Source organism: Listeria monocytogenes, assembly GCF_013282665.1.
Taxonomy (GTDB): Bacteria; Bacillota; Bacilli; order Lactobacillales; family Listeriaceae; genus Listeria; species Listeria monocytogenes_C.
Genome location: NZ_CP054041.1, coordinates 614,924 through 634,370 on the forward strand (window position 1 = coordinate 614,924; position 19,447 = coordinate 634,370).

Below are 19,447 nucleotides of genomic sequence, written 5' to 3' on the forward strand. Positions count from 1 at the left end.
TCATTCGGAGGAAAACAAAATGGAAAATAGAATTTCAGGAACGACTAGGCTTCTTGGCTTAATTGGGACACCCATAGACCATTCAAAATCTCCAATCATGTATAATTACAGTTTTCAAAAAGCGGGTTTGGATTATGCTTACCTAGCCTTCGACACACCTATCCAAAAAGTTGCAGATACTATCAAGGCAATCAAGACATTTAATCTTCGTGGTGCAAATGTAACTATGCCTTGTAAAAGTGAAGTTTTAAAACACATGGATGACCTTTCCCCTGCCGCTCGGATGATTGGCGCTGTTAACACTATCGTAAATGAAAACGGGAAACTAACTGGGCATATAACAGACGGCCTTGGTTTTATTGCAAATTTACGAGATGCTAGTGTAGATGTTGCCGGCAAAAAAATGACTATAATTGGAGCTGGTGGTGCGGCTACAGCAATCCAAGTCCAGTGTGCACTTGATGGGGCCAAGGAAATCACCATTTTTAATATTAAAGACGCTTTTTATGAGAAAGCGAAACAAACCGTTGCTTCTATTAAACAAGAAGTACCAAATTGCATCGTACATATTTATGATTTGAACGATACAGAAAAACTTAATGCGGAAATTGCCACTAGTGATATCCTTGTTAATGCAACACTTGTCGGCATGCACCCCAATGAACATGAAACACCTATTAACAATACATCTGTTTTTAGAAAAGAACTTATCGTCACAGATATTATTTACAATCCTAAAAAAACGCAACTTCTACTAGATGCGGAAGCTGCTGGTTGTAAAACGGTAGGCGGATTAGGGATGCTTTTGTGGCAAGGCGCTGAGGCATACAAATTGTTTACTGGTAAAGATATGCCAGTTTCAGAAGTAAGAGATTTATATTTTAACTAATAAATTCATCAGGATTTCGAGAGGAGAAAAAAATGAACGCAAAGAGATTTTATCCAACAGCAATAGCACTTTATTTTACTTATTTTATTCACGGTATTGGGGTATCCATTCTTGGCCAGTACAAACAAGATTTCGCCGGAGTATGGGGAGCAGATAAGCTTTCTGATGGCACATTTGATGTTAGTATGGTTATCGCGGTTATCGCTGCACTTGGCTTAGGACGCTTACTAACACTACCAATTTCTGGACCTTTTTCAGATAAATTTGGACGTAAACCTTCCGCATTAATCGGTGTTGGGTTATACGCAGTTTATTTCATCGGTCTAGCATTTGCACCAAATATGTATATCGCTTACGCTTTCGCTTTTGTCGGAGGAGCTGCGAACTCATTCTTAGACACAGCCGTAACACCATCTGTTCTAGAAATTTTCACAAAAAATGGCGCGATTGCCAACATGTTTACTAAATTCTCAATTTCTATCGGGCAATTCGTATTACCTTTTGCAATCGGTATGGTTGCGGCCGCAAATATGTCCTTCCGCACACTATTCGTTATTACAATGGCTTTAATCGTAATTGATGGTTTAATTATTGCGTTTATGCCGTTCCCTCCAATGAATAATAATGTGGGTGGCGAAAAAGTAAAACCAGAAAAAATGAAATTCAATGCAACTAGTTGGGCTATTATCGGTATTGGTTTCACTTGTACATCCACTTTCCAACTATGGCTAAACTGTAACCAAGAGCTTGGAAAATTATATGGCATGGCAGATCCAAGTAAAATTCAATCGTTCTATTCACTAGGAACTATGTGTGCGATTTTAATTACCGCTGTTCTCGTGAAAAAATTTATTTTGCCAGTTCGAATTCTGATTCTTTACCCGGCGATAGCCACATTGATGCTGCTAATTATTTACATCGTACAAACACCGACCATTTGCTTAATTGGTGGATTTGTTATCGGATACGCTGCAGCAGGTGGAGTTCTTCAACTAGCTGTATCGACTGCCAATGAATTTTTCCCAACGAACAAAGGGAAAATCACTTCGATTGTTATGATTTCTTCCAGCTTGGCAAACTACATCGTTTTAAATGTTGCTAGTTATATTACTAAAGCTGGTGGTATCGAAGGTCCGAAATATGTGTTATTATTCAATGTAGCGATAACTGTGATTGGTATCCTACTAGCAATCTTTGTCAACATGCGTTACAAAAATGAATCTAAAATTGCAACGAAATAATTCATTATTCAACTGAGCATTCACTTTGCTCAGTTGAACTTACATATAATTTGTGAAAAAAAGCACAAACTCATGCATTTTATCTATATGAACGCATTGAAAAAGAGGATATTTTTAATAAAATTCCTCATAACTCATTACATAAAGGAGAGCAGACTATGAAAAATAAATATTTATCTACATCACTCGGTCTTTATATGAACTACTTTGTTCATGGTATGGCGTTAATCATCATTGCCCAAAATATTGATTTTTTATCTCAAAAATGGCATACAGATTTGGCTGGTGCTGCCGGCGTTGTATCTTCCTTTGGGATTGGTAAACTATTAGCTGTATTTATTTCAGGAAGGCTATCCGATAAATTCGGTCGAAAGTTGTCTGTTATTCTCGGCGTGTTTTTCTATATTATCTTTTTAGGTGGTATACTACTCAGTCCCAATACGATTATCGCTTACATGTTTGGTATTTCTGCTGGGATAGCTAACTCCTTCTTAGATACAGGAACCTATCCTGCCCTTATGGAAGCTTATCCAAAAAAAGCTGCTTCTGCTAATATCATTGTTAAAGCTTTCGTACAATCTGGTCAATTCCTTTTACCATTCATGATTGCGTTTATTTTGGCAAATAACTTATGGTATGGCTGGAGCTTTATTGTATTAATCGTTATTTTACTAATTAACTTACTCTATACATTAACGCGAACTTTCCCGCCGATGACTGTTGGAAAACCACTAGACGTAGCAGAGCTTGCGGAAGAGAAAAAGCAGAAATTTCATTTTAGCATTGATGAAATTTGTTTGATTTTATTTGGTTTTGTGGCTCAAACTCTCCTTTATATTATGAGTCAATGGATTGCTAAATATGGTTCAGAAGTTATTCATATGACAGACGATGCTTCTCGATTACTTGTAAGTTATGCAAGCGTTGGTGCGATTATTTGTGTGTGCGTAACATTTATTTTAGGAAATCGCGGTGTGCGAACGCTCTATATATTAATAACTTATGTAACCATGACCATGCTTGTTTCTTTCACATTATTTGCTTTCCCAAGCGAAATCGTCTGTATTGTGGGAGCTTTCTTATTAGGTTATTTCTCTGCGGGAGGAATTATTCAATTAGGCTTAACACTACTTGCGGAAGTTTCTGCTCGTGGAAAAGGTTTTGTCACTAGTCTTTATACAATTGCAGAAGGGATAGCCGTGTTTGTTATTCCTTTAATTGCAGCTGCTATTTCCCGAATTGATATTGCTGCTATCTTCTTATTAAATGCAGGTATTGCGCTTTTCGGCCTTGCTCTCTTAATGATTGTATTTACTAGAAAGAAAAAATTTGCTCGGGATCATATCTAAAAAAAGGTCGAGAATTGATTATCCAATTCTCGACCTTTTTTTAATGTTTTCTGAGTGTTTTCCATTTATACATTAATACCCAAAAAATAGTGACAGCTGCTGCCAAAATGAGTATCATTTTAACCGCTAAGAAAACAACTTCTCCTGTTGTAATGATTTTCTCATAATCAAAACTTGCGTAGTAACCACTAAAGCAAATAGTCACATAAAGTGAACCAATAATAAGTATCGGGAGACGGAATTTATTATTCATCAGGAACCTGCCATCGTTTTCTAAAGAAGCAGTTTTCATTGCATACCAACTAATGATTACCATTCCTATAGATAACATAAGTAACACAACAAATTCGTCTAACAACGTAGTTCCTTGTAAAATTGGCGTTGGTATTGCGTTATACAGCATAATCGCTCCACCGTCAGCATCCATTATTGTTTTTCCACTAAAGAAAGCTTTAAAACCAATTATTAAATTAGTGAGTGCACCTGGAAACATGTATAAAAAGCTAACGATGGAACCAATTGCTATAATTCCAGCTGTAATTATTTCTCCAACCAAATTCCCAACTGCCATTGCTAACGTGTAAGAGAACAAATATAATAACAAAAAAGAACTAACATACATAAATGAATCACTCATACTGGGTAAATACAGCTCCGGTATTTGCTGGTAAATATACCAAAACCTACAGAAAATAATGGGCGGTACTATAGTGAAAATCAAAAGCAGTGGGATAAACAACTTATGCCAAAATATTTGTTTCTTTGAATATGGTAATCCAAAAGTAAAATAATTCATTTGTTTATTTTTCTCAAAAACAGTTAACTTTAATCCCAAAAACAGAAACACATAGAAGAAAAGCCCTAAATTCCCTTCAAAATCATATGGAGTTAAACTTAAATCAATTTTTATTTCCTTGCCCGACATTTGTTGATCTGCTGTGTTATTTTTTTGAAATTCTTCAGACTGATAATATTTATAGTTCTCATTAAACATACTAACTGTATTCGTTGCGGTCGTAGCTTCAGAAGCTACAAAAGCAATTATGATAAATATAAATACCCACGCATTCTGACGCCATTCTTTCCAAAGAAGTCCTGTACTCATGATTTCTCGCCTCCTTGTTTTTCTAAATGATAAATAAACAAGTCTTCTAACGTGACTGCGAGTTCATCCATGAAAATCGGTTTTTCTTTTTTTATTGCTGCGTATAATTCAGTATTCATATCTCGGAATAAAATGGTGTAAACACGGCCATATTTATTAATTACTTTGCCATTTTCCAGTAAAATAGGTGGGATTTTTTTGTTTTCAAAAGCGATTTGAATTTTAACAGCTTGTTCCCGAAGTGATTCAAGATGGTAAGACTCTTCGATATGATTATCTTGTAAAATATGAATATAGTCAGCAATTGGATCTAAATCAGCTAAACGATGGGAAGAAATAATAATGCCTAATTTCCGCTTCTCTACTTCTTCTAATAACATGCCCATTATTTTCTTTTGAGCAATTATATCAAGTCCTTCCATCGGTTCATCGAGTAGAATATAATCTGCGCCTATAGAAAGAGCTAGAACAAGACCAAAAAGACCTTTCATTCCTTTTGAATAGTTTTGAAACTTTACATCTGTGGCTAAGTTGACTCGGTTCATTAAGCTATCAAATTTAGCTCCGTCGAATAGTGGATAGGTTTTTTTATAGAATTTTTTTATCGTCGGAATCTTATAACCATCCCAACAATGTAAATTATCTTGAAGCATAAATAATTTTTGCTTTAATTGAGGATTTTTGCTCAACGGCTCATCTAGGAACACATCGCCCTCGTCTGGGATATAAAAACCCATTATAGTTCGAAAAAGAGTGGTTTTTCCAACACCATTTCGTCCTACCACACCAATAATTTCTCCTGGCTTCACTTCAAATGTTATTTTATCCAATAAGAGTTTCCCGTCAATTTTTTTGCTAAGCGAATCAACCTTCAACCATGTCACCCCCAATGATGTCTTGACTATATTCGTCCGATAATCTATGTATTTCTTCTACGTTAATCCCAAGATAAACTAAATCGAGAATTGTTTCTTTTAATTTAATTTTTGTTTCTGCTAATTTTTTTGGCGAACGCACTTTATCTTCTTGGTTCGCTATAAAGGTTCCTTTTCCTTTTACCGTGACAATTACTTCTTGTCGTTCTAATTCTTGGTAAGCTTTACTCACAGTGTTTGGATTCACTCCTATTCTACTAGCAAATTCACGTATAGACAGTATCTTTTCGCCTTCTTGCAGGATCCCTTTGACAACTTGTTCTTTAATTTTTTGGACAATCTGTTCATAAATCGGTAGTTGACTTTTTGTGTTAATCGTAAACATCTCTCCCCCAACTTTCATGAATTCTAATTTAGAGAACTAATTGTACTAGTTCCTATAGTACAGTAGATAAAAAAATAAATCAATTGTCTTTTAAAAAGACAATTGATTTATTTTTACTTTTCTAATTTTAATAACGATTCTTTCATTCTGATCCCACCGCTATAACCTGTTAATTTACCATTTTTGCCAATTACTCGATGGCACGGGATAACGAAAAGTAGGGGATTTCTGCCGATAGCTGTACCGACCGCGCGCACCGCTTTAGGACGATTTATCTGTGCTGCAATTTCTGTATACGTTCTGGTTTCTCCGTATGGAATGGTTTTTAATGCTTCAAACACTTCCATTTGCAGAGGAGTAGCAGTTAAACTAAGTGGTACAGTAAAATCAGTAAGTTCGCCGTCCAAATAAGCAAGCAGTTCTTCTTTATAAATGTGCATTTTTTCTGCATCTTGCTTGGCTGATTGAATTTTTTCGGCTTGTGTTCCAATATAAAACAGGCCTGCATCTGTGGCAGCAAAATAAATCTCAGTATCTGAAAAACGAAGCGTATCATAATATAAACCTGCCATTTCCTTCACCTCTTTCTAAGATTAATTATACGCCTAAATGGATGGATTTTCTAACGAGTTTCACTATAAGAGCAAGATTAGAAAAGTTTTTCTCGCAATTTACCTCCATAACGTTTATGATTAATAAGAAGTTGAGGTGATAATATTGTCAGATTATTACTTAACAAAAAAAAGATGGCAAGCAATTTTAACGAATGATAAGACTGCTGATGGCACATTTTTCTATGGGGTTACATCTACGAAGATTTTTTGCTATCCTTCTTGTAAATCACGATTACCAAAAAAAGAAAACATCGTTATTTTCCATAGTGCGGAGGAAGCTTTTTCGCATGGCTACCGGGCTTGTAAACGATGTAAATCTGGTGGTACTGCACTCCCCGATACGGAGTGGGTAACAAATATTGAAATGTATATTAAAGAAAATTTTGCCAAGCCGCTCACGTTACAAATTATTGCGGATGACTGCCACGGGAGCCCTTACCATTTACACCGTACATTTAAGCGCATTAAGCTGATGACGCCTATTACTTACCTTGAGAATGTCCGAATTAGCTACGCAAAAAAGCAATTAACTAGCACCAACCAATCCATTGAAATTATCGGAAAAATGTCTGGTTTTCCAAATCCCTCTCATTTTTCTACTACTTTTAAAAGGCATACAGGTTTGTCGCCAAACCAATTTCGAAAAACCACCAAAAAAAATTAAAATAGAACGGATGATACGAATATGACACATGTAACATTACCCATATTAGAAGATTGGGAAGGTCTTTCACTAACTACTATTTTGCAAGAAAAATTTCATCTCGGTAAAAAAGCACGACATGAAATTCGCATGTCTCAAAACGTTTTACTAAATAATAAACCGCTAGAAGATTGGAATACCCCACTTTTCGTTGGCGCGAGTCTTTCTTTACCAGTTTTTTTACACGACAAAATCCCGACTTATGAGTACGACTTAGAAATTATTTATGAGGATGATTTTTTACTTGTAGTCAATAAACCGGTGAATATGAAAACTCATGCAAATGATAGTTATGAAATAGATACTTGCGCGAATGCTGTGCAATATTACTTAGAAAAAACTGGCCAAGATGCAAACGCCCTAGCAGTTCACCGTCTTGACCAAACTACTTCTGGTTTAGTGTTGTTTGCTAAAAATAAATTAGCTATTGCCGGCTTATCTTGGCAAATGGAAAATAGAGCGATTCACCGGACTTATCTCGCTGCAGTTGATGGTACTTGGGGACTCGTAATGCAAACAATCAACAAACCAATTGGCGAAGATCGTCACCACGGTTCCAGACGCCAAATCAGCCCATATGGTCAACCAGCCGTAACGCATGTTAAAGTGTTAGAAAACGATAATGAAAAAAACACCTCTCTTGTAGAATGCCAAATCGAAACTGGCCGGACGCACCAAATCCGCGTGCACTTAAGCGGAATTGGCCACCCAATCATCGGTGATACACTTTATGGTGGTTCTCCTCGTGCTAATCGCATCATGCTACATGCAGAGAAATTACATTTAAATCATCCTTTCAAAGGCAAAGAAATGAATTTTTCAGCGCCCGCTGGAGATGATTGGGTATTTTAAAAAGCCACAACATTACGTTGTGACTTCTGTACAAATCTCTACTTTTATTCCATTTGGATCTTCAAAAAATACAGCATAATGATTTTCACCACCAGCAAAAGGATATCTTTCTTCATATAGAAGTTTGGTTCCTTTTGCTTTTAATTTGGCTTGAAAATCATCCACACGTTCTTTTGTACCACCATGAAATGCTAAATGATTAAGACCAATGCGTTTGCGATGATAACCTTCTGCGACAAACGGCTCGTCTGTTTGCACAAATACTAAATACGTATCGGCGAATTTATAACTAAAGCCTTCATTCCAAGACTGGTATAATTCATAAGAAAGTTCTTCTAATAGTTCGGACCAAAACAAGCGACTTTCTTCTAAATCAGCTACATATATTTCCACATGATGTAACATTTTACGCCTCCCCGATATGTTTAAGTGCTTCTCTTCGGCTTAACGGTGCAAGCGAGTGGCTATTTACAAACTGGCGAACTGCCTCACTATCGACTTTCGCATATTGTCTGAGCGCCCATCCAATCGCTTTTTGAATGAAGAATTCTTTGGAATCCAGCCATTTTTCGCAATTGGAAAAAAGTAAATCTACATTGGTTTTTTCTTTGTACTTCAATTGAAATAAAATCGCCGTTCGAGCGAGCCAAATATTATCTCCGTTTATCCACGCTTCATTATAGGTAGGAATCAACTCAGGATATAGTTTAAAATGATTACTTACTACAGTTCCCGCTAGGCCGTCCACAGTATCCCACCAAGATTTCGTTACAATTAATTGCTCATATACTTTTATCGCCTCACTGGGCTGTTTTTTACCGTAACGAGTTAATAAATCAATGGCCACATACTGAAATTCACGTTCTTCTTCAGCAAATAAAGCTATCGTAAATCCAAGTACATCTTGCGGCTCCCCATTTTCTTTCAAATATGCAGCGACCAATTTCTTTCGTTCACCAGCTCTAATCCCTAAAAAAGTAAATTGGTTTTTCATGTAAGCTTCCATTGGCGGAGCATCTGTTAAAGAACAATTCGCGCGAAATAACGTTTGAATAACTGTCATTCTGTTGCTCCACCTGTTAAATAAGCACGCTCTCGTTCAATACTACTCAAAAAGTACTCCAAATCATCTGGATCCGGCCCAACACGTTTTCCTGTTTCTAGGCGGTCAATTTTTTCCATATCACTGGCATCTAATTGGAAATAGGATAATCGTGAATTTTCCTCAATCCGACTAGAGGTAATTGACTTTGGAAAAATAATCGTATTGCGATTCAAATGCCATTGTAAAATCACTTGATCGACAGATGCTTGATGTTTTTTCGCAATTTCTGTAATCACCGGATTTTGCATTAATATCCCTTTAGCCAGCGGTGACCAGGCAGCGTGCGCGATATTCTGTTCCGCCAAATATTTCCGAAGATCATTTTGCGGTAAAAGTGGATGCGTTTCCACTTGATTTAAAACTGGTTTTTCATTTGCAGCAACCAGTAAATCACTTAAATGATGTTGTTTGAAATTCGCAACTCCAATAGATTTTATTAGTTTTTCGTCATGAAGCCGCTCCATCGCTCGCCATGAATCACGGTATTTCCCGGCAACAGGCCAATGGATTAAATACAAGTCCAAATAATCCAACTTCAAATTCCGAAGCGTGCGTTCAAAGGCAAATAACGTTTCATCATAGCCAAGATCCCCGTTCCACACTTTTGAACTAATAAATAATTCTTCTCGCAAGACCGTACTATCTGCAATCGCTTGCCCAACAATTGCTTCATTATTATAAACTGCCGCCGTATCAAACAACCGATAGCCTACTTCAATTGCCTTCTCCACAGCTCCAGCGATAAATTCTTGTTCAGTTACTTGAAATACACCAAGTCCAATATAAGGAATTGTCTCATTCCCCGGTAGTATCATTCTGTCTTGTAAAGTTTTTGTCAAAACGAAACCCTCCTCACGAAAACTGTTTTGTGAACTTTTTCTCTTAAATAAATTATACACTATTTTCGGAAATTTATATTTTAAAACCAGTATACCGAAATGAGCCTTACTCTCCTAATAAAAAGCCACAAAAACTCCACTTTTTTTATTCATTTAGTGAAATACCTAAAAACAGCCATTGGAAACGCTGTCAGAACGTTTATTTGCAGAGCAGCCAAAAAAAAGTTTCCTATTTATTCCCATCCTATGTTAGTATTAATTTGTGGTAAAGATCTATCAAGTTTTTTATTTGTTTTTGTTAACTTATCGTTAAGAAAAAAGCTCCCTTTTCAAAGTAAAAGCGAGCTGATTATTAATGACCAAAAATGATCGGGGGAATTAAGAAAATGGCTTTTAAAAATAAAAAAGACCGTTTTGCTTCGTTGTTGCATGACATTGCAGTAAATTTACATGAAGGTGCAAATTTCTTTGCAACTTACAACATTAATTCGGTGGAGGATTTACATACTTTCTCGAATAAAATCAAAGAATATGAAACAGCTGGAGACTCCATGGTTCACAAAATGATTATGGAATTAAACGACGCTTTCATTACACCAATCGAACGTGAGGACATGTTAGAACTTACTAACCGTTTAGACGACGTAATGGACGCACTTGATGAAACAGCTTTCTCACTAGAAATCTGTCAAATCACTCATTATGATGAATACATGATTAAATTTATCCAAGCTATTCAAGCAAGCACTGTTGAAATCGAAAAAGCAGTTGATCTTGTTTTTGATAAAAAACTAAAAGACGTTCGTAAACTTGCGATCCAAATTAAAGATTACGAATCCCAATGTGATGATGTTTACCGCGAATCACTAATCCAACTTTTCCAAAATGAAAAAGATCCAATTAAACTAATTCGTCTAAGAGAAGTTTATGAAAAATTAGAAGACATTGCTGATAGTTGTCAAAGCGTTGCGAATACGCTTGAGTCAATTGTCATGAAAAATGCGTAAGGGGCCTAGATAGATGGAAGGAATGTTTCTCATCACCCTCGTCATCGTACTTGCCGCGCTAGCATTTGACCTAATCAATGGGTTTCATGATACAGCTAACGCAATTGCGACTAGTGTCTCTACAAAAGCCTTAAAACCACGACATGCGATTATTCTTGCTGCCGTAATGAACTTTGTGGGTGCTATTTCATTCACAGGGGTTGCTAAAACCATTACAAAAGACATTGTTAACCCATTTGACTTAGATCACGGGGAACTTGTTATTTTAGCGGCATTACTTTCAGCTATTGCTTGGAACTTAATCACTTGGTATTTCGGAATTCCTAGTAGTTCCTCCCATGCCTTGATTGGATCCATCGCCGGTGCAGCCATTGCATCAGCAGGGTTTGCAGCAATTGAATACAGCGGATTTACTAAAATCATTGTTGGTTTATTAGTATCTCCTGTACTTGCTTTCGTAGTCGGTTACACAATATATTCACTCTTTAAGATTTTCTTGAAGAACTTAAATTTAGCCACGACCAATCGGCGCTTCCGGATGATTCAAGTCGGAACTGCTGCACTACAATCTTACACACACGGAACTAATGATGCGCAAAAATCAATGGGGATTATCACAATGGCATTAATTGCTAGTGGTTTCCAAACAACGGATGATGTGCAATTATGGGTTCAAGTATCCTGTGCGATTGCCATGGCGATTGGTACGAGTATTGGTGGTTGGAAAATCATCAAAACTGTCGGTGGTAAAATCATGAAAATCAAACCTGTTAATGGTGTAGCGGCTGATTTAAGTTCCGTTATCATTATTTTCGGTGCTACTTTCATTCATTTACCAGTTAGTACAACACACGTAATCAGCTCTTCTATCCTTGGTGTTGGAACAGCTCACCGTGTCAAAGGTGTAAAATGGGATACTGCACAACGCATGATTATTACATGGGTTATCACGCTTCCTATTTCTGCAACGATTGCAGCACTTATCTTCTATGTACTAAGATTCATTCTATAACATTTAGAGCCTTGCTAGTGCAAGGCTCTTTTTATACATTTTTTTGAATAAAACTAATAAATATAATGTGAAATGAGATTATTTTAAAAACATATTGCATATTTACTCATTTTGATGTATTATAATAAACATCGGTAATAACGATTCATTGTTTATAAATTACTCAAATACTAAAGGGAGTTGTACTTATGCAGAAGCATTTATTACAAAAGTTTGCAGCAATTTTACTTGTTTTTATAGTTGTATTTTCCGGCTTCACAACTGTGTTCGCCGCTGATACAGAAGATCAAACTTTAACTAAAATTCAAGAAAAAGGCGTTTTAACAGTTGGCCTTTCCGCTGACTATCCACCGTATGAATTTCATCAAACAATCGACGGTAAAGATAAAGTCGTTGGTTTTGATGTAAGTATTGCGGAAAAAATTGCCAAAGATTTAGATGTTAAATTAGACATTAAAGAAATGAATTTCGACAGCTTGCTTGGTTCACTAAAAACCGGCAAGATTGATATGATTATTTCCGGGATGTCACCTACACCCGAACGTCAAAAAGAAGTGGATTTCTCAGATCCATACATGTTCGTTCAGCAACGTGTCGTGATTAGAAAAACGGATAAAGATAAGTTTACAAGCGTGAATGATTTTAACGGTGTTAAAGTTGGTGCCCAAAAACAAACGACACAAGAAGAATTAGCTCAAAACGAACTAGTTGGTTCAGAAGTTGTTTCCCTTCAGAAAGTACCAGATCTTATTCTTAACCTTAAAAGCAACAAGGTCGATGCCGTTGTTTTAGAAGGTCCTGTTGCTGAAGCATATATTAGTCAAGATAAGACACTTGCTATGGCCGATATCAAATTTGCTAACGGTAGCAAAGAAACAGCCATCGCCATGCCAAAAGGTTCTACAGCTTTACAAGAAAAAGTCAACGCTTCTATTAAAGATATACAAGATACCGGCTTACTGAAAAAATATCAAAAAGAAGCCAATAAACTAATGTTCCAAGATGGTAGTTTCTACGAAAAATATGGTAATTACTTTATTACTGGTACATTAATCACCATTGCTCTTGCTGCTATTGGTGTGTTATGTGGCGCCATTCTCGGCTCATTACTCGCTCTCATGAAACTAGCGAAAACAAGGTGGTTACGCTGGCCAGCAGCATGCTATATTGAATTTGTCCGTGGTACGCCACTTCTAATTCAAATTTTCATCGTCTTTTTCGGCACTCAAATTATCGGTATGGACGTTTCCGCCTTTGTTTCTGGTTGTATCGCCCTATCGCTCAACAGTGCTGCTTATGTTGCTGAAATTATCCGGGCAGGTATTTCCGCTGTTAACAAAGGTCAAATGGAAGCAGCTCGTTCCCTTGGTATGACACAAGGCGCAAGCATGCGTTACATCATCTTACCGCAAGCCGTGAAAAATATTCTTCCTGCACTTGGGAATGAATTCGTTACTGTTATTAAAGAATCTTCCATCGTATCCGTTATTGGTGTAACAGAGCTAATGTTTATGACTGGCGTAGTACAAGGCGCAAGCTTCAAGCCATTTATCCCGCTAATTATTACATCGTTAATCTACTTTGTACTAACATTTAGCCTGTCGAGACTACTAGGTGTTGCTGAAAGGAGAATGAGAACAAGTGATTAATATTAAAAATTTACACAAACATTTTGGCAAATTAGAAGTCTTAAAAGGTATTGACCTTGAAATCGCATCTGGAGAAGTGGTCGTAGTTATCGGCCCTTCCGGAAGCGGGAAAAGTACTTTTCTACGTTGCCTGAACTTATTAGAACAACCAACAACCGGCACGATTCTTTTCGAAAACAAAGACCTAATGGCGAAACAAACAAACGTCAACGAACTTCGTCAAAAAATGGGTATGGTTTTCCAAAACTTTAACTTGTTTCCACATAAAAATGTTCTTGAAAACCTAATGTTAGCGCCTATGAAAGTAAAAAATGAAGATAGTGCAGCTGCAAAAAAACACGCTCTTTCACTCCTGGAAAAAGTCGGCCTAGCTGATAAAGCAACTAGTTATCCTTCCCAACTTTCTGGCGGACAACAACAACGTGTAGCCATTGCCAGGGCGCTTGCAATGAATCCAGACGTCATGTTATTCGACGAACCAACTTCCGCACTTGACCCTGAAATGGTCGGTGAAGTTTTAAGTGTTATGAAGTCGCTTGCTAAAGAAGGCATGACGATGGTTGTCGTAACGCACGAAATGGGCTTCGCAAGAGAAGTTGCCGACCATGTTGTCTTCATGGATGCCGGCGTGATTCAAGAACAAGGCACGCCCGAAGAAGTATTCGGAAATCCACAAAACGATCGTACTAAAGACTTTTTAGGAAAAGTATTAGCATAAACATAGATTACGTCTCGCCTATTTCAGGTGAGGCGTTTATCTGCACTTATAGAAAAAAGGAGCTAATTAAACATGATGAATAACTCAAAAATTGCTAAAAAACATCAACAAATGCCTGTGAACATTCTTGCTGATATTGGCACACTTGCCAAAACAATGCCTGATATTCTCGATTTATCCATCGGTGATCCTGATTTAATTACGGATGAATCGATTATTAATGCTGCTTTTGAAGACGTTCGAGCAGGCCATACAAAATATACAGAATCTGGTGGAGATGTGGAACTCATCGACGCCATTCGTGGTTATTTTAGCCGTAATTATGATTTGTCTTTTGAACGTAGCCAAATCCGCGCTACAGTTGGTGCGCTTCATGGTATGTATCTAACCTTGCAAACCATTCTTGACGACGGCGATGAAGTCATTATCCATGAACCTTACTTCTCCCCGTATAAAGATCAAGTGTTGAATTCTGGTGGTACTCCCATCATTATCCCAACTTATGAAAAAGACGATTTTGCGATTAATGTCGATATTTTAGAAGCTGCCATTACTGATAAAACGAAAGCTTTAATTTTAAATTCACCTAATAATCCCACCGGTGCTGTTTTTTCACCAGAAACGTTTGAAAAAATCGCCAATTTAGCCCAAAAATATGATTTCTTTATTTTATCGGATGAAGTATATGATGGATTCAGTTTTTATGAAGACTTCGTGCCAATGGCCAAATTCGCACCAGATCACACAATTACATTCGGTAGTATGTCTAAAAACTTCGCAATGACCGGTTGGCGTCTAGGATATATGATTGCTCCTACTTATTTAAACGAAGCTGCAAAGATTATTAATGAAGGAATTACTTATTCAGCCCCTACACCATCTCAAAGAGCTGCTATTTACGCGTTAAATCATTCTGAGACACTAATTCCTTTAGTAACAGAAACCTTCCAAAAACGCCTAGAATACATCGCAAAACGGGTGGAAGAAATCCCATATCTTTCTTTACATCCACTCAAAGGTTCGATTTATGCCTTTATCAACATTTCTAAAACAAATATGGATTCCGTTTCGTTTACAGAATATGTCTTAAAAGAAACACAAGTCCTCGTAATTCCTGGACTAGCTTTCGGTGAATCTGGTGATAATTATGTTCGCCTAGCCGCAACCCAAGACCTCAGCGTGCTAGAGGAAGCATTTAACCGCCTCGCTAAATTAACCTTTTAATTAAAAGAGCAAACTCGCTTCATAGGCAAGTTTGCTCTTTTTTATTTCAAATTAATATCTGCAAAAGAAGAAACAACTGTCGCTTCTTTTGGAAAAGTGATATTTTTTGTCGCTTCATTCGGTACGATATACACTTTTAACCCAGCCTGCATTGCTGACAGCGCGCCATTTTTGGAATCTTCTATTGCAATGGCTTCTTCTGGTTTAACCCCAAGCGCTTCCACAGCTTGTAAGTAAAGTGCTGGATGTGGCTTAATTTCATCCACATGGTCTGCCGTTTGTATTGTCTCAAAATCAGCTAAAATGCCTAGACGATCCAGCGTAGGCTCAATCCAGTCAAATCCCGAACTCGTTGCAAGACCTATTTTATAATTATTTGCCTTTACTTGTTCAAAAAATTCTTTAAAACCATCACGAAAGCCAAGTGATTGTTGGCCAAGATGACAAGCTTCCGCCACGGTAGTTAAAAAAGCTTCTTTATCAAAAGTCCCGTTCGTCGCTTCCATCATATAGCGAATAATTGGTTCTTCACTTGTGCCGATAATTTGTTGATAAATTTCGTCTGGTAAATCAATGTCGTACGTCTCTTTCAAATAGTTCATTGTCTCCGTATACCATAAATTTTCCGTATCAAGCATAGTTCCATCAAAATCAAAAACAACTGCCTTCACATGCATCCTCCTAGTATAAGTGATACTTTTATTGTAACATAGATAAACTATTTAAGAAATCTTCGAAAAAGGGTTGCTTTTTTAGTAAAAAACGAATAATATTGTATTTGTGGTTTTTAATGTTCGTCATTTACCATTAAGCATGATTTTAAAAAAGGAGTGAAACACACGCATGTTTCAATTAAAAGCAAACGGTACAGATGTTAAAACGGAAGTTATCTCTGGTTTTACTACATTCCTAACGATGGTATATATCGTAGTAGTTAACCCCGCAATTCTTTCCGCAGCAGGTGTTCCATTCAACACTGTATTCATGGCAACAATCATTTCAGCAGTTATCGGTACATTATGGATGGCGATTTTCGCTAACTATCCAATCGCGATTGCGCCAGGACTTGGTATGAATGCTTATTTCGTGACAGTAGTTACAACTCAAAAACTAGATTATTCGGTCGCATTCGCTGCGGTCTTTGTAGCAGGTATTATTTTCTTATTACTATCTTTAACACCGCTTCGTGAAAAAATCATTGAAGCTATTCCACATAATTTAAAAGCTGGGATCACAGCTGGTATAGGTTTATTTATCGCTTTCCTCGGTTTCCGTATGACAGGTATTATCGTTTCTAATGATTCTAACTTAGTAGGTTTAGGTGACTTACATTCTAAAGAAGCCATTTTAGCTATTGTCGGTCTTTTAATCACTTTAATTTTGCTCGCTTTAAACGTAAAAGGGGCTTTATTCATCGGAATGATTGCAACTGGTATTATCGCGTTTATCACTGGTGAACTAAAATTCACAGAAGGTATTGTCAAACTTCCTCCGATGCCAGAATTCGTCTTCACTAATCCATTTAACGCTTTTGGTGATGTGATGAGTTACGGGCTTTATGCCGTCGTCTTGTCCTTCTTGCTCATAACGATTTTTGATACAACTGGAACAATGATTGGTGTCGCTAAAAAAGCTGGCCTAATGAAAGGTGAATCACTGCCAAATGCCAAACAAGCTTTAATGGCTGACGCAGTTGCAACAAGTGTTGGTTCGATGTTTGGTACCACACCAACAAGTGCTTATATCGAATCTTCCGCAGGGGTTGCGACTGGTGGACGTACTGGTCTTACTACGCTTACAGTAGCCATCCTCTTCATGGTTTCAGCATTCTTTGCACCACTCGTTGGCGCTGTTTCAGGAATTTCTGCAATCACTGCACCAGCACTTATCATTGTTGGTAGCATGATGATTGGTGCTGTAAAAGAAATCGACTGGGATACATTAGATGAAGCTTTCCCTGCTTTCTTAGTTATTCTAGCAATGCCACTTACTTCAAGCATTGCTATCGGCCTAGCATTTGGCTTCATTTCTTATCCAGTATTAAAAGTTTTCACTGGTAAATGGCGCGAACTTAATTGGTTCCTAATCGTTATCGCTGTATTATTCTTCATCCTTGTGGCATTTTTACCACATTAACAAATAGTAGCGTCTACCGAATTCAGGGTAGGCGCTTTTTTATTGGACAAATACTGGCTCTTTTGCTATAAAGAAGAGAGAAACTAATTAGAAATGAGTTGAACTTGTTGTGTTTTTAAAATCACTGCTAGCCGGTGTCGCACTTGCTGTTGTTGTTTTTCTAGCAAGCTTTTTGATACCTGATTACACTGTATCCACATTATATTCCATCGTTACTACCATCATTGTCTTTGCATCCATTATTCTCTCCGCATTCGTTTCTTTTGGTGGCCGTAGTGGAAATCCTAGTCGAAAAAGCCAATTACGCTGGAGTATCCTGCTTTTAGTTGCAGCAATTCCTAGTTTTATCGGCTTTATCGTTACTTTTTACTTTTAAACTAAAAAGAAGCATTCCCAAAAATGGAAATGCTTCTTTTTTAATCTTCTAAAGCAGAAATAAACGCTGGTAAATATTCTGGAAGGTCTGGTGGGCGGCGACTTGAAATAATGTGGCCGTCTGTTACAACAGGCTCATTATGCCAAATAGCACCCGCATTCGTCATATCATCTTTAATTCCTGGTGTACTTGTTACATTCACGCCTTCTAAAATCCCGGCAGAAACAAGTACCCATCCAGCATGGCAAATTTGTCCAATTGGTTTTTTCGCTTTATCAAACGCACGAACCAAATCTAGCACGCTATCAAAACGGCGTAATTTATCTGGGGACCAGCCACCCGGAACTAAAATTCCATCATAATCTTCTGCGCGAACAGAATCAAAATCATAGTCAGAAGTAACAGGAACTCCGTACTTACCGTGATAAACTTTCTTTGCTTCTTCAGCCACTAGATGCACCGAAGCTCCTGCCTCGCGTAATCTAAGCACTGGATACCAAAGTTCTAAATCCTCAAAGTCTTCACTGACAAGCGCAATAACTTTTTTACCTTTTAAAGTCATATAAATCTCCTCCTATCCTCTTCTACAGTATAACAATAACTAGATTGTTATTAAATTATTCCGCTTATAAAAGAAGACAAAAAAAGACGCTCGAAATAAACATTTCCAGCGTTGCCATCATGTTCGCGCGCCTATGCATAACGGGATGAGGCATAGACATGAACTACACGGCCAATGAGATGAATGAAAACAAATAATGATTTTGGTGTCTAAACAGATGTCTGACTAGTTGCCATTCTATTGGAAGATGGATACACCAAAAGTCATTATAACCATGATAGGGTCTTATCCCCATGAAAATCACATTAATAAAAATGAAACTTTCATCGAGGTAAAACTCTATCCTATAACTTATTTTACTATTGTTCTTGAAAAAAGCAAGTAAATAAATATAGATTTTTTGTGACGAAGTAAAGAAAAACAAGAACAGCCTTACTATTATTATTTTTTCCGTACAAAAATTACTATATTATAAACAAAAAGGAAACCATTCTTGGTCTCCTTTAACTAAATATTTCTACAATCATCCACGAAATAATAGCGACTAATGGAATTAAGACCCATACATTATGACCAAGTAAGCTAGAACGAACATCTGGTTTATCTTCGAGTAATTGAATTCTATCGCGCAAATCATGCACTTCAAGCTCGAGATCCTGTACTTTATCTTCAAGTTCGTATAAACGTTCTTCCATTTTAATCCCTCCACACCTTTTCTATTGTTTATTATACGCTACACAACCTGAAACACATCGTTCCATAGGCTGATTTATTGCTAATTTATTGTCATATCGTTCTGGCATTTG

The 19,447-nt window shown here is 37.1% G+C and carries 21 protein-coding genes and 2 pseudogenes; 12 read left to right on the forward strand and 11 right to left on the reverse strand.

The window, feature by feature from the left end; all coding sequences use genetic code 11:
* Window positions 1-19 precede the first annotated feature (19 nt).
* From aroE to HRK21_RS03060, 3 genes are all read left to right on the forward strand, one after another.
* On the forward strand, window positions 20-889 hold the full coding sequence (gene aroE, locus HRK21_RS03050; protein WP_070005828.1) for a shikimate dehydrogenase: 870 nt from the start codon (window positions 20-22) through the stop codon (window positions 887-889).
* Between the two features lie 32 nt (window positions 890-921).
* Window positions 922-2,130, forward strand: a complete 1,209-nt coding sequence (locus HRK21_RS03055; RefSeq protein WP_003739592.1) for an MFS transporter — start codon at window positions 922-924, stop codon at window positions 2,128-2,130.
* Window positions 2,131-2,288: 158 nt separating this feature from the next.
* Entirely contained in the window at window positions 2,289-3,479 is a 1,191-nt protein-coding gene (locus tag HRK21_RS03060; protein WP_069887792.1) for an MFS transporter, read from the forward strand.
* A gap of 40 nt (window positions 3,480-3,519) precedes the next feature.
* On the opposite strand, the gene HRK21_RS03065 is transcribed toward HRK21_RS03060, so the two are convergent.
* The 4 genes and pseudogenes from HRK21_RS03065 to HRK21_RS03080 form a co-directional block, all read right to left on the reverse strand.
* Window positions 3,520-4,584: a hypothetical protein gene (locus tag HRK21_RS03065; protein ID WP_070005827.1), complete on the reverse strand. Its 1,065-nt coding sequence runs from the start codon at window positions 4,582-4,584 to the stop codon at window positions 3,520-3,522.
* A complete protein-coding gene (locus HRK21_RS03070; RefSeq protein WP_069887790.1) occupies window positions 4,581-5,459 on the reverse strand; it encodes an ATP-binding cassette domain-containing protein in 879 nt (292 codons plus the stop codon). The genes HRK21_RS03065 and HRK21_RS03070 overlap by 4 nt, the downstream gene beginning before the upstream one ends.
* Complete coding sequence (locus HRK21_RS03075) at window positions 5,449-5,844, reverse strand: GntR family transcriptional regulator (RefSeq protein ID WP_031695287.1); 396 nt, start codon at window positions 5,842-5,844, stop codon at window positions 5,449-5,451. Before HRK21_RS03075 ends, HRK21_RS03070 begins: the two co-directional genes overlap by 11 nt.
* Window positions 5,845-5,934: 90 nt before the next feature.
* Window positions 5,935-6,416, reverse strand: a pseudogene (locus HRK21_RS03080) (methylated-DNA--[protein]-cysteine S-methyltransferase).
* Window positions 6,417-6,561: 145 nt separating this feature from the next.
* On the opposite strand from HRK21_RS03080, the gene HRK21_RS03085 reads away from it, so the two are divergent.
* Both HRK21_RS03085 and HRK21_RS03090 read left to right on the forward strand, forming a co-directional pair.
* Window positions 6,562-7,122, forward strand: a complete 561-nt coding sequence (locus HRK21_RS03085; RefSeq protein WP_077952254.1) for a bifunctional transcriptional activator/DNA repair enzyme AdaA — start codon at window positions 6,562-6,564, stop codon at window positions 7,120-7,122.
* Window positions 7,123-7,143: 21 nt separating this feature from the next.
* Window positions 7,144-8,013 (forward strand): RluA family pseudouridine synthase, encoded by an 870-nt coding sequence (locus HRK21_RS03090; protein ID WP_069887787.1) that lies wholly within the window; start codon window positions 7,144-7,146, stop codon window positions 8,011-8,013.
* A gap of 12 nt (window positions 8,014-8,025) precedes the next feature.
* On the opposite strand, the gene HRK21_RS03095 is transcribed toward HRK21_RS03090, so the two are convergent.
* The 3 genes from HRK21_RS03095 to HRK21_RS03105 are packed head-to-tail and all read right to left on the reverse strand — an operon-like array spanning window position 8,026 to window position 9,957.
* Entirely contained in the window at window positions 8,026-8,418 is a 393-nt protein-coding gene (locus HRK21_RS03095) for a VOC family protein (RefSeq protein WP_070005825.1), read from the reverse strand.
* Window position 8,419: 1 nt separating this feature from the next.
* Window positions 8,420-9,076, reverse strand: coding sequence for a DNA alkylation repair protein (locus HRK21_RS03100; RefSeq protein ID WP_070005824.1), 657 nt, complete (start codon window positions 9,074-9,076; stop codon window positions 8,420-8,422).
* Window positions 9,073-9,957, reverse strand: a complete 885-nt coding sequence (locus HRK21_RS03105; protein ID WP_003739602.1) for an aldo/keto reductase — start codon at window positions 9,955-9,957, stop codon at window positions 9,073-9,075. The genes HRK21_RS03100 and HRK21_RS03105 overlap by 4 nt, the downstream gene beginning before the upstream one ends.
* Window positions 9,958-10,343: 386 nt before the next feature.
* On the opposite strand from HRK21_RS03105, the gene HRK21_RS03110 reads away from it, so the two are divergent.
* From HRK21_RS03110 to HRK21_RS03130, 5 genes are all read left to right on the forward strand, one after another.
* Window positions 10,344-10,964: a DUF47 domain-containing protein gene (locus HRK21_RS03110; RefSeq protein WP_070005823.1), complete on the forward strand. Its 621-nt coding sequence runs from the start codon at window positions 10,344-10,346 to the stop codon at window positions 10,962-10,964.
* Between the two features lie 13 nt (window positions 10,965-10,977).
* Window positions 10,978-11,976, forward strand: a complete 999-nt coding sequence (locus HRK21_RS03115) for an inorganic phosphate transporter (protein WP_003731870.1) — start codon at window positions 10,978-10,980, stop codon at window positions 11,974-11,976.
* Window positions 11,977-12,164: 188 nt separating this feature from the next.
* Complete coding sequence (locus tag HRK21_RS03120) at window positions 12,165-13,625, forward strand: ABC transporter substrate-binding protein/permease (RefSeq protein ID WP_003739603.1); 1,461 nt, start codon at window positions 12,165-12,167, stop codon at window positions 13,623-13,625.
* Window positions 13,618-14,343 carry an amino acid ABC transporter ATP-binding protein gene (locus HRK21_RS03125; RefSeq protein ID WP_069887783.1) on the forward strand — a complete coding sequence of 242 codons (726 nt, stop codon included), beginning with the start codon at window positions 13,618-13,620 and terminating at the stop codon, window positions 14,341-14,343. Before HRK21_RS03120 ends, HRK21_RS03125 begins: the two co-directional genes overlap by 8 nt.
* A gap of 75 nt (window positions 14,344-14,418) precedes the next feature.
* On the forward strand, window positions 14,419-15,567 hold the full coding sequence (locus HRK21_RS03130; RefSeq protein ID WP_070005895.1) for a pyridoxal phosphate-dependent aminotransferase: 1,149 nt from the start codon (window positions 14,419-14,421) through the stop codon (window positions 15,565-15,567).
* A 41-nt stretch (window positions 15,568-15,608) separates the two neighbouring features.
* Here the strand turns inward: HRK21_RS03130 and HRK21_RS03135 are convergent, their stop codons facing one another.
* Window positions 15,609-16,238, reverse strand: a complete 630-nt coding sequence (locus HRK21_RS03135) for an HAD family hydrolase (protein WP_069887782.1) — start codon at window positions 16,236-16,238, stop codon at window positions 15,609-15,611.
* Between the two features lie 172 nt (window positions 16,239-16,410).
* Between HRK21_RS03135 and HRK21_RS03140 the strand changes: the two genes are divergently transcribed.
* Window positions 16,411-17,703, forward strand: coding sequence for an NCS2 family permease (locus HRK21_RS03140; RefSeq protein WP_070005822.1), 1,293 nt, complete (start codon window positions 16,411-16,413; stop codon window positions 17,701-17,703).
* Window positions 17,704-17,812: 109 nt separating this feature from the next.
* Window positions 17,813-18,079, forward strand: coding sequence for a hypothetical protein (locus HRK21_RS03145; RefSeq protein WP_003737336.1), 267 nt, complete (start codon window positions 17,813-17,815; stop codon window positions 18,077-18,079).
* Between the two features lie 40 nt (window positions 18,080-18,119).
* Here the strand turns inward: HRK21_RS03145 and HRK21_RS03150 are convergent, their stop codons facing one another.
* The 3 genes and pseudogenes from HRK21_RS03150 to HRK21_RS03160 form a co-directional block, all read right to left on the reverse strand.
* Window positions 18,120-18,641, reverse strand: coding sequence for a type 1 glutamine amidotransferase domain-containing protein (locus HRK21_RS03150; RefSeq protein ID WP_003739607.1), 522 nt, complete (start codon window positions 18,639-18,641; stop codon window positions 18,120-18,122).
* 163 nt (window positions 18,642-18,804) lie between these two features.
* A pseudogene (locus HRK21_RS03155) lies at window positions 18,805-19,109 on the reverse strand (hypothetical protein).
* A 35-nt stretch (window positions 19,110-19,144) separates the two neighbouring features.
* Window positions 19,145-19,336 carry a hypothetical protein gene (locus HRK21_RS03160; protein ID WP_003739608.1) on the reverse strand — a complete coding sequence of 64 codons (192 nt, stop codon included), beginning with the start codon at window positions 19,334-19,336 and terminating at the stop codon, window positions 19,145-19,147.
* Window positions 19,337-19,447: the final 111 nt, after the last annotated feature.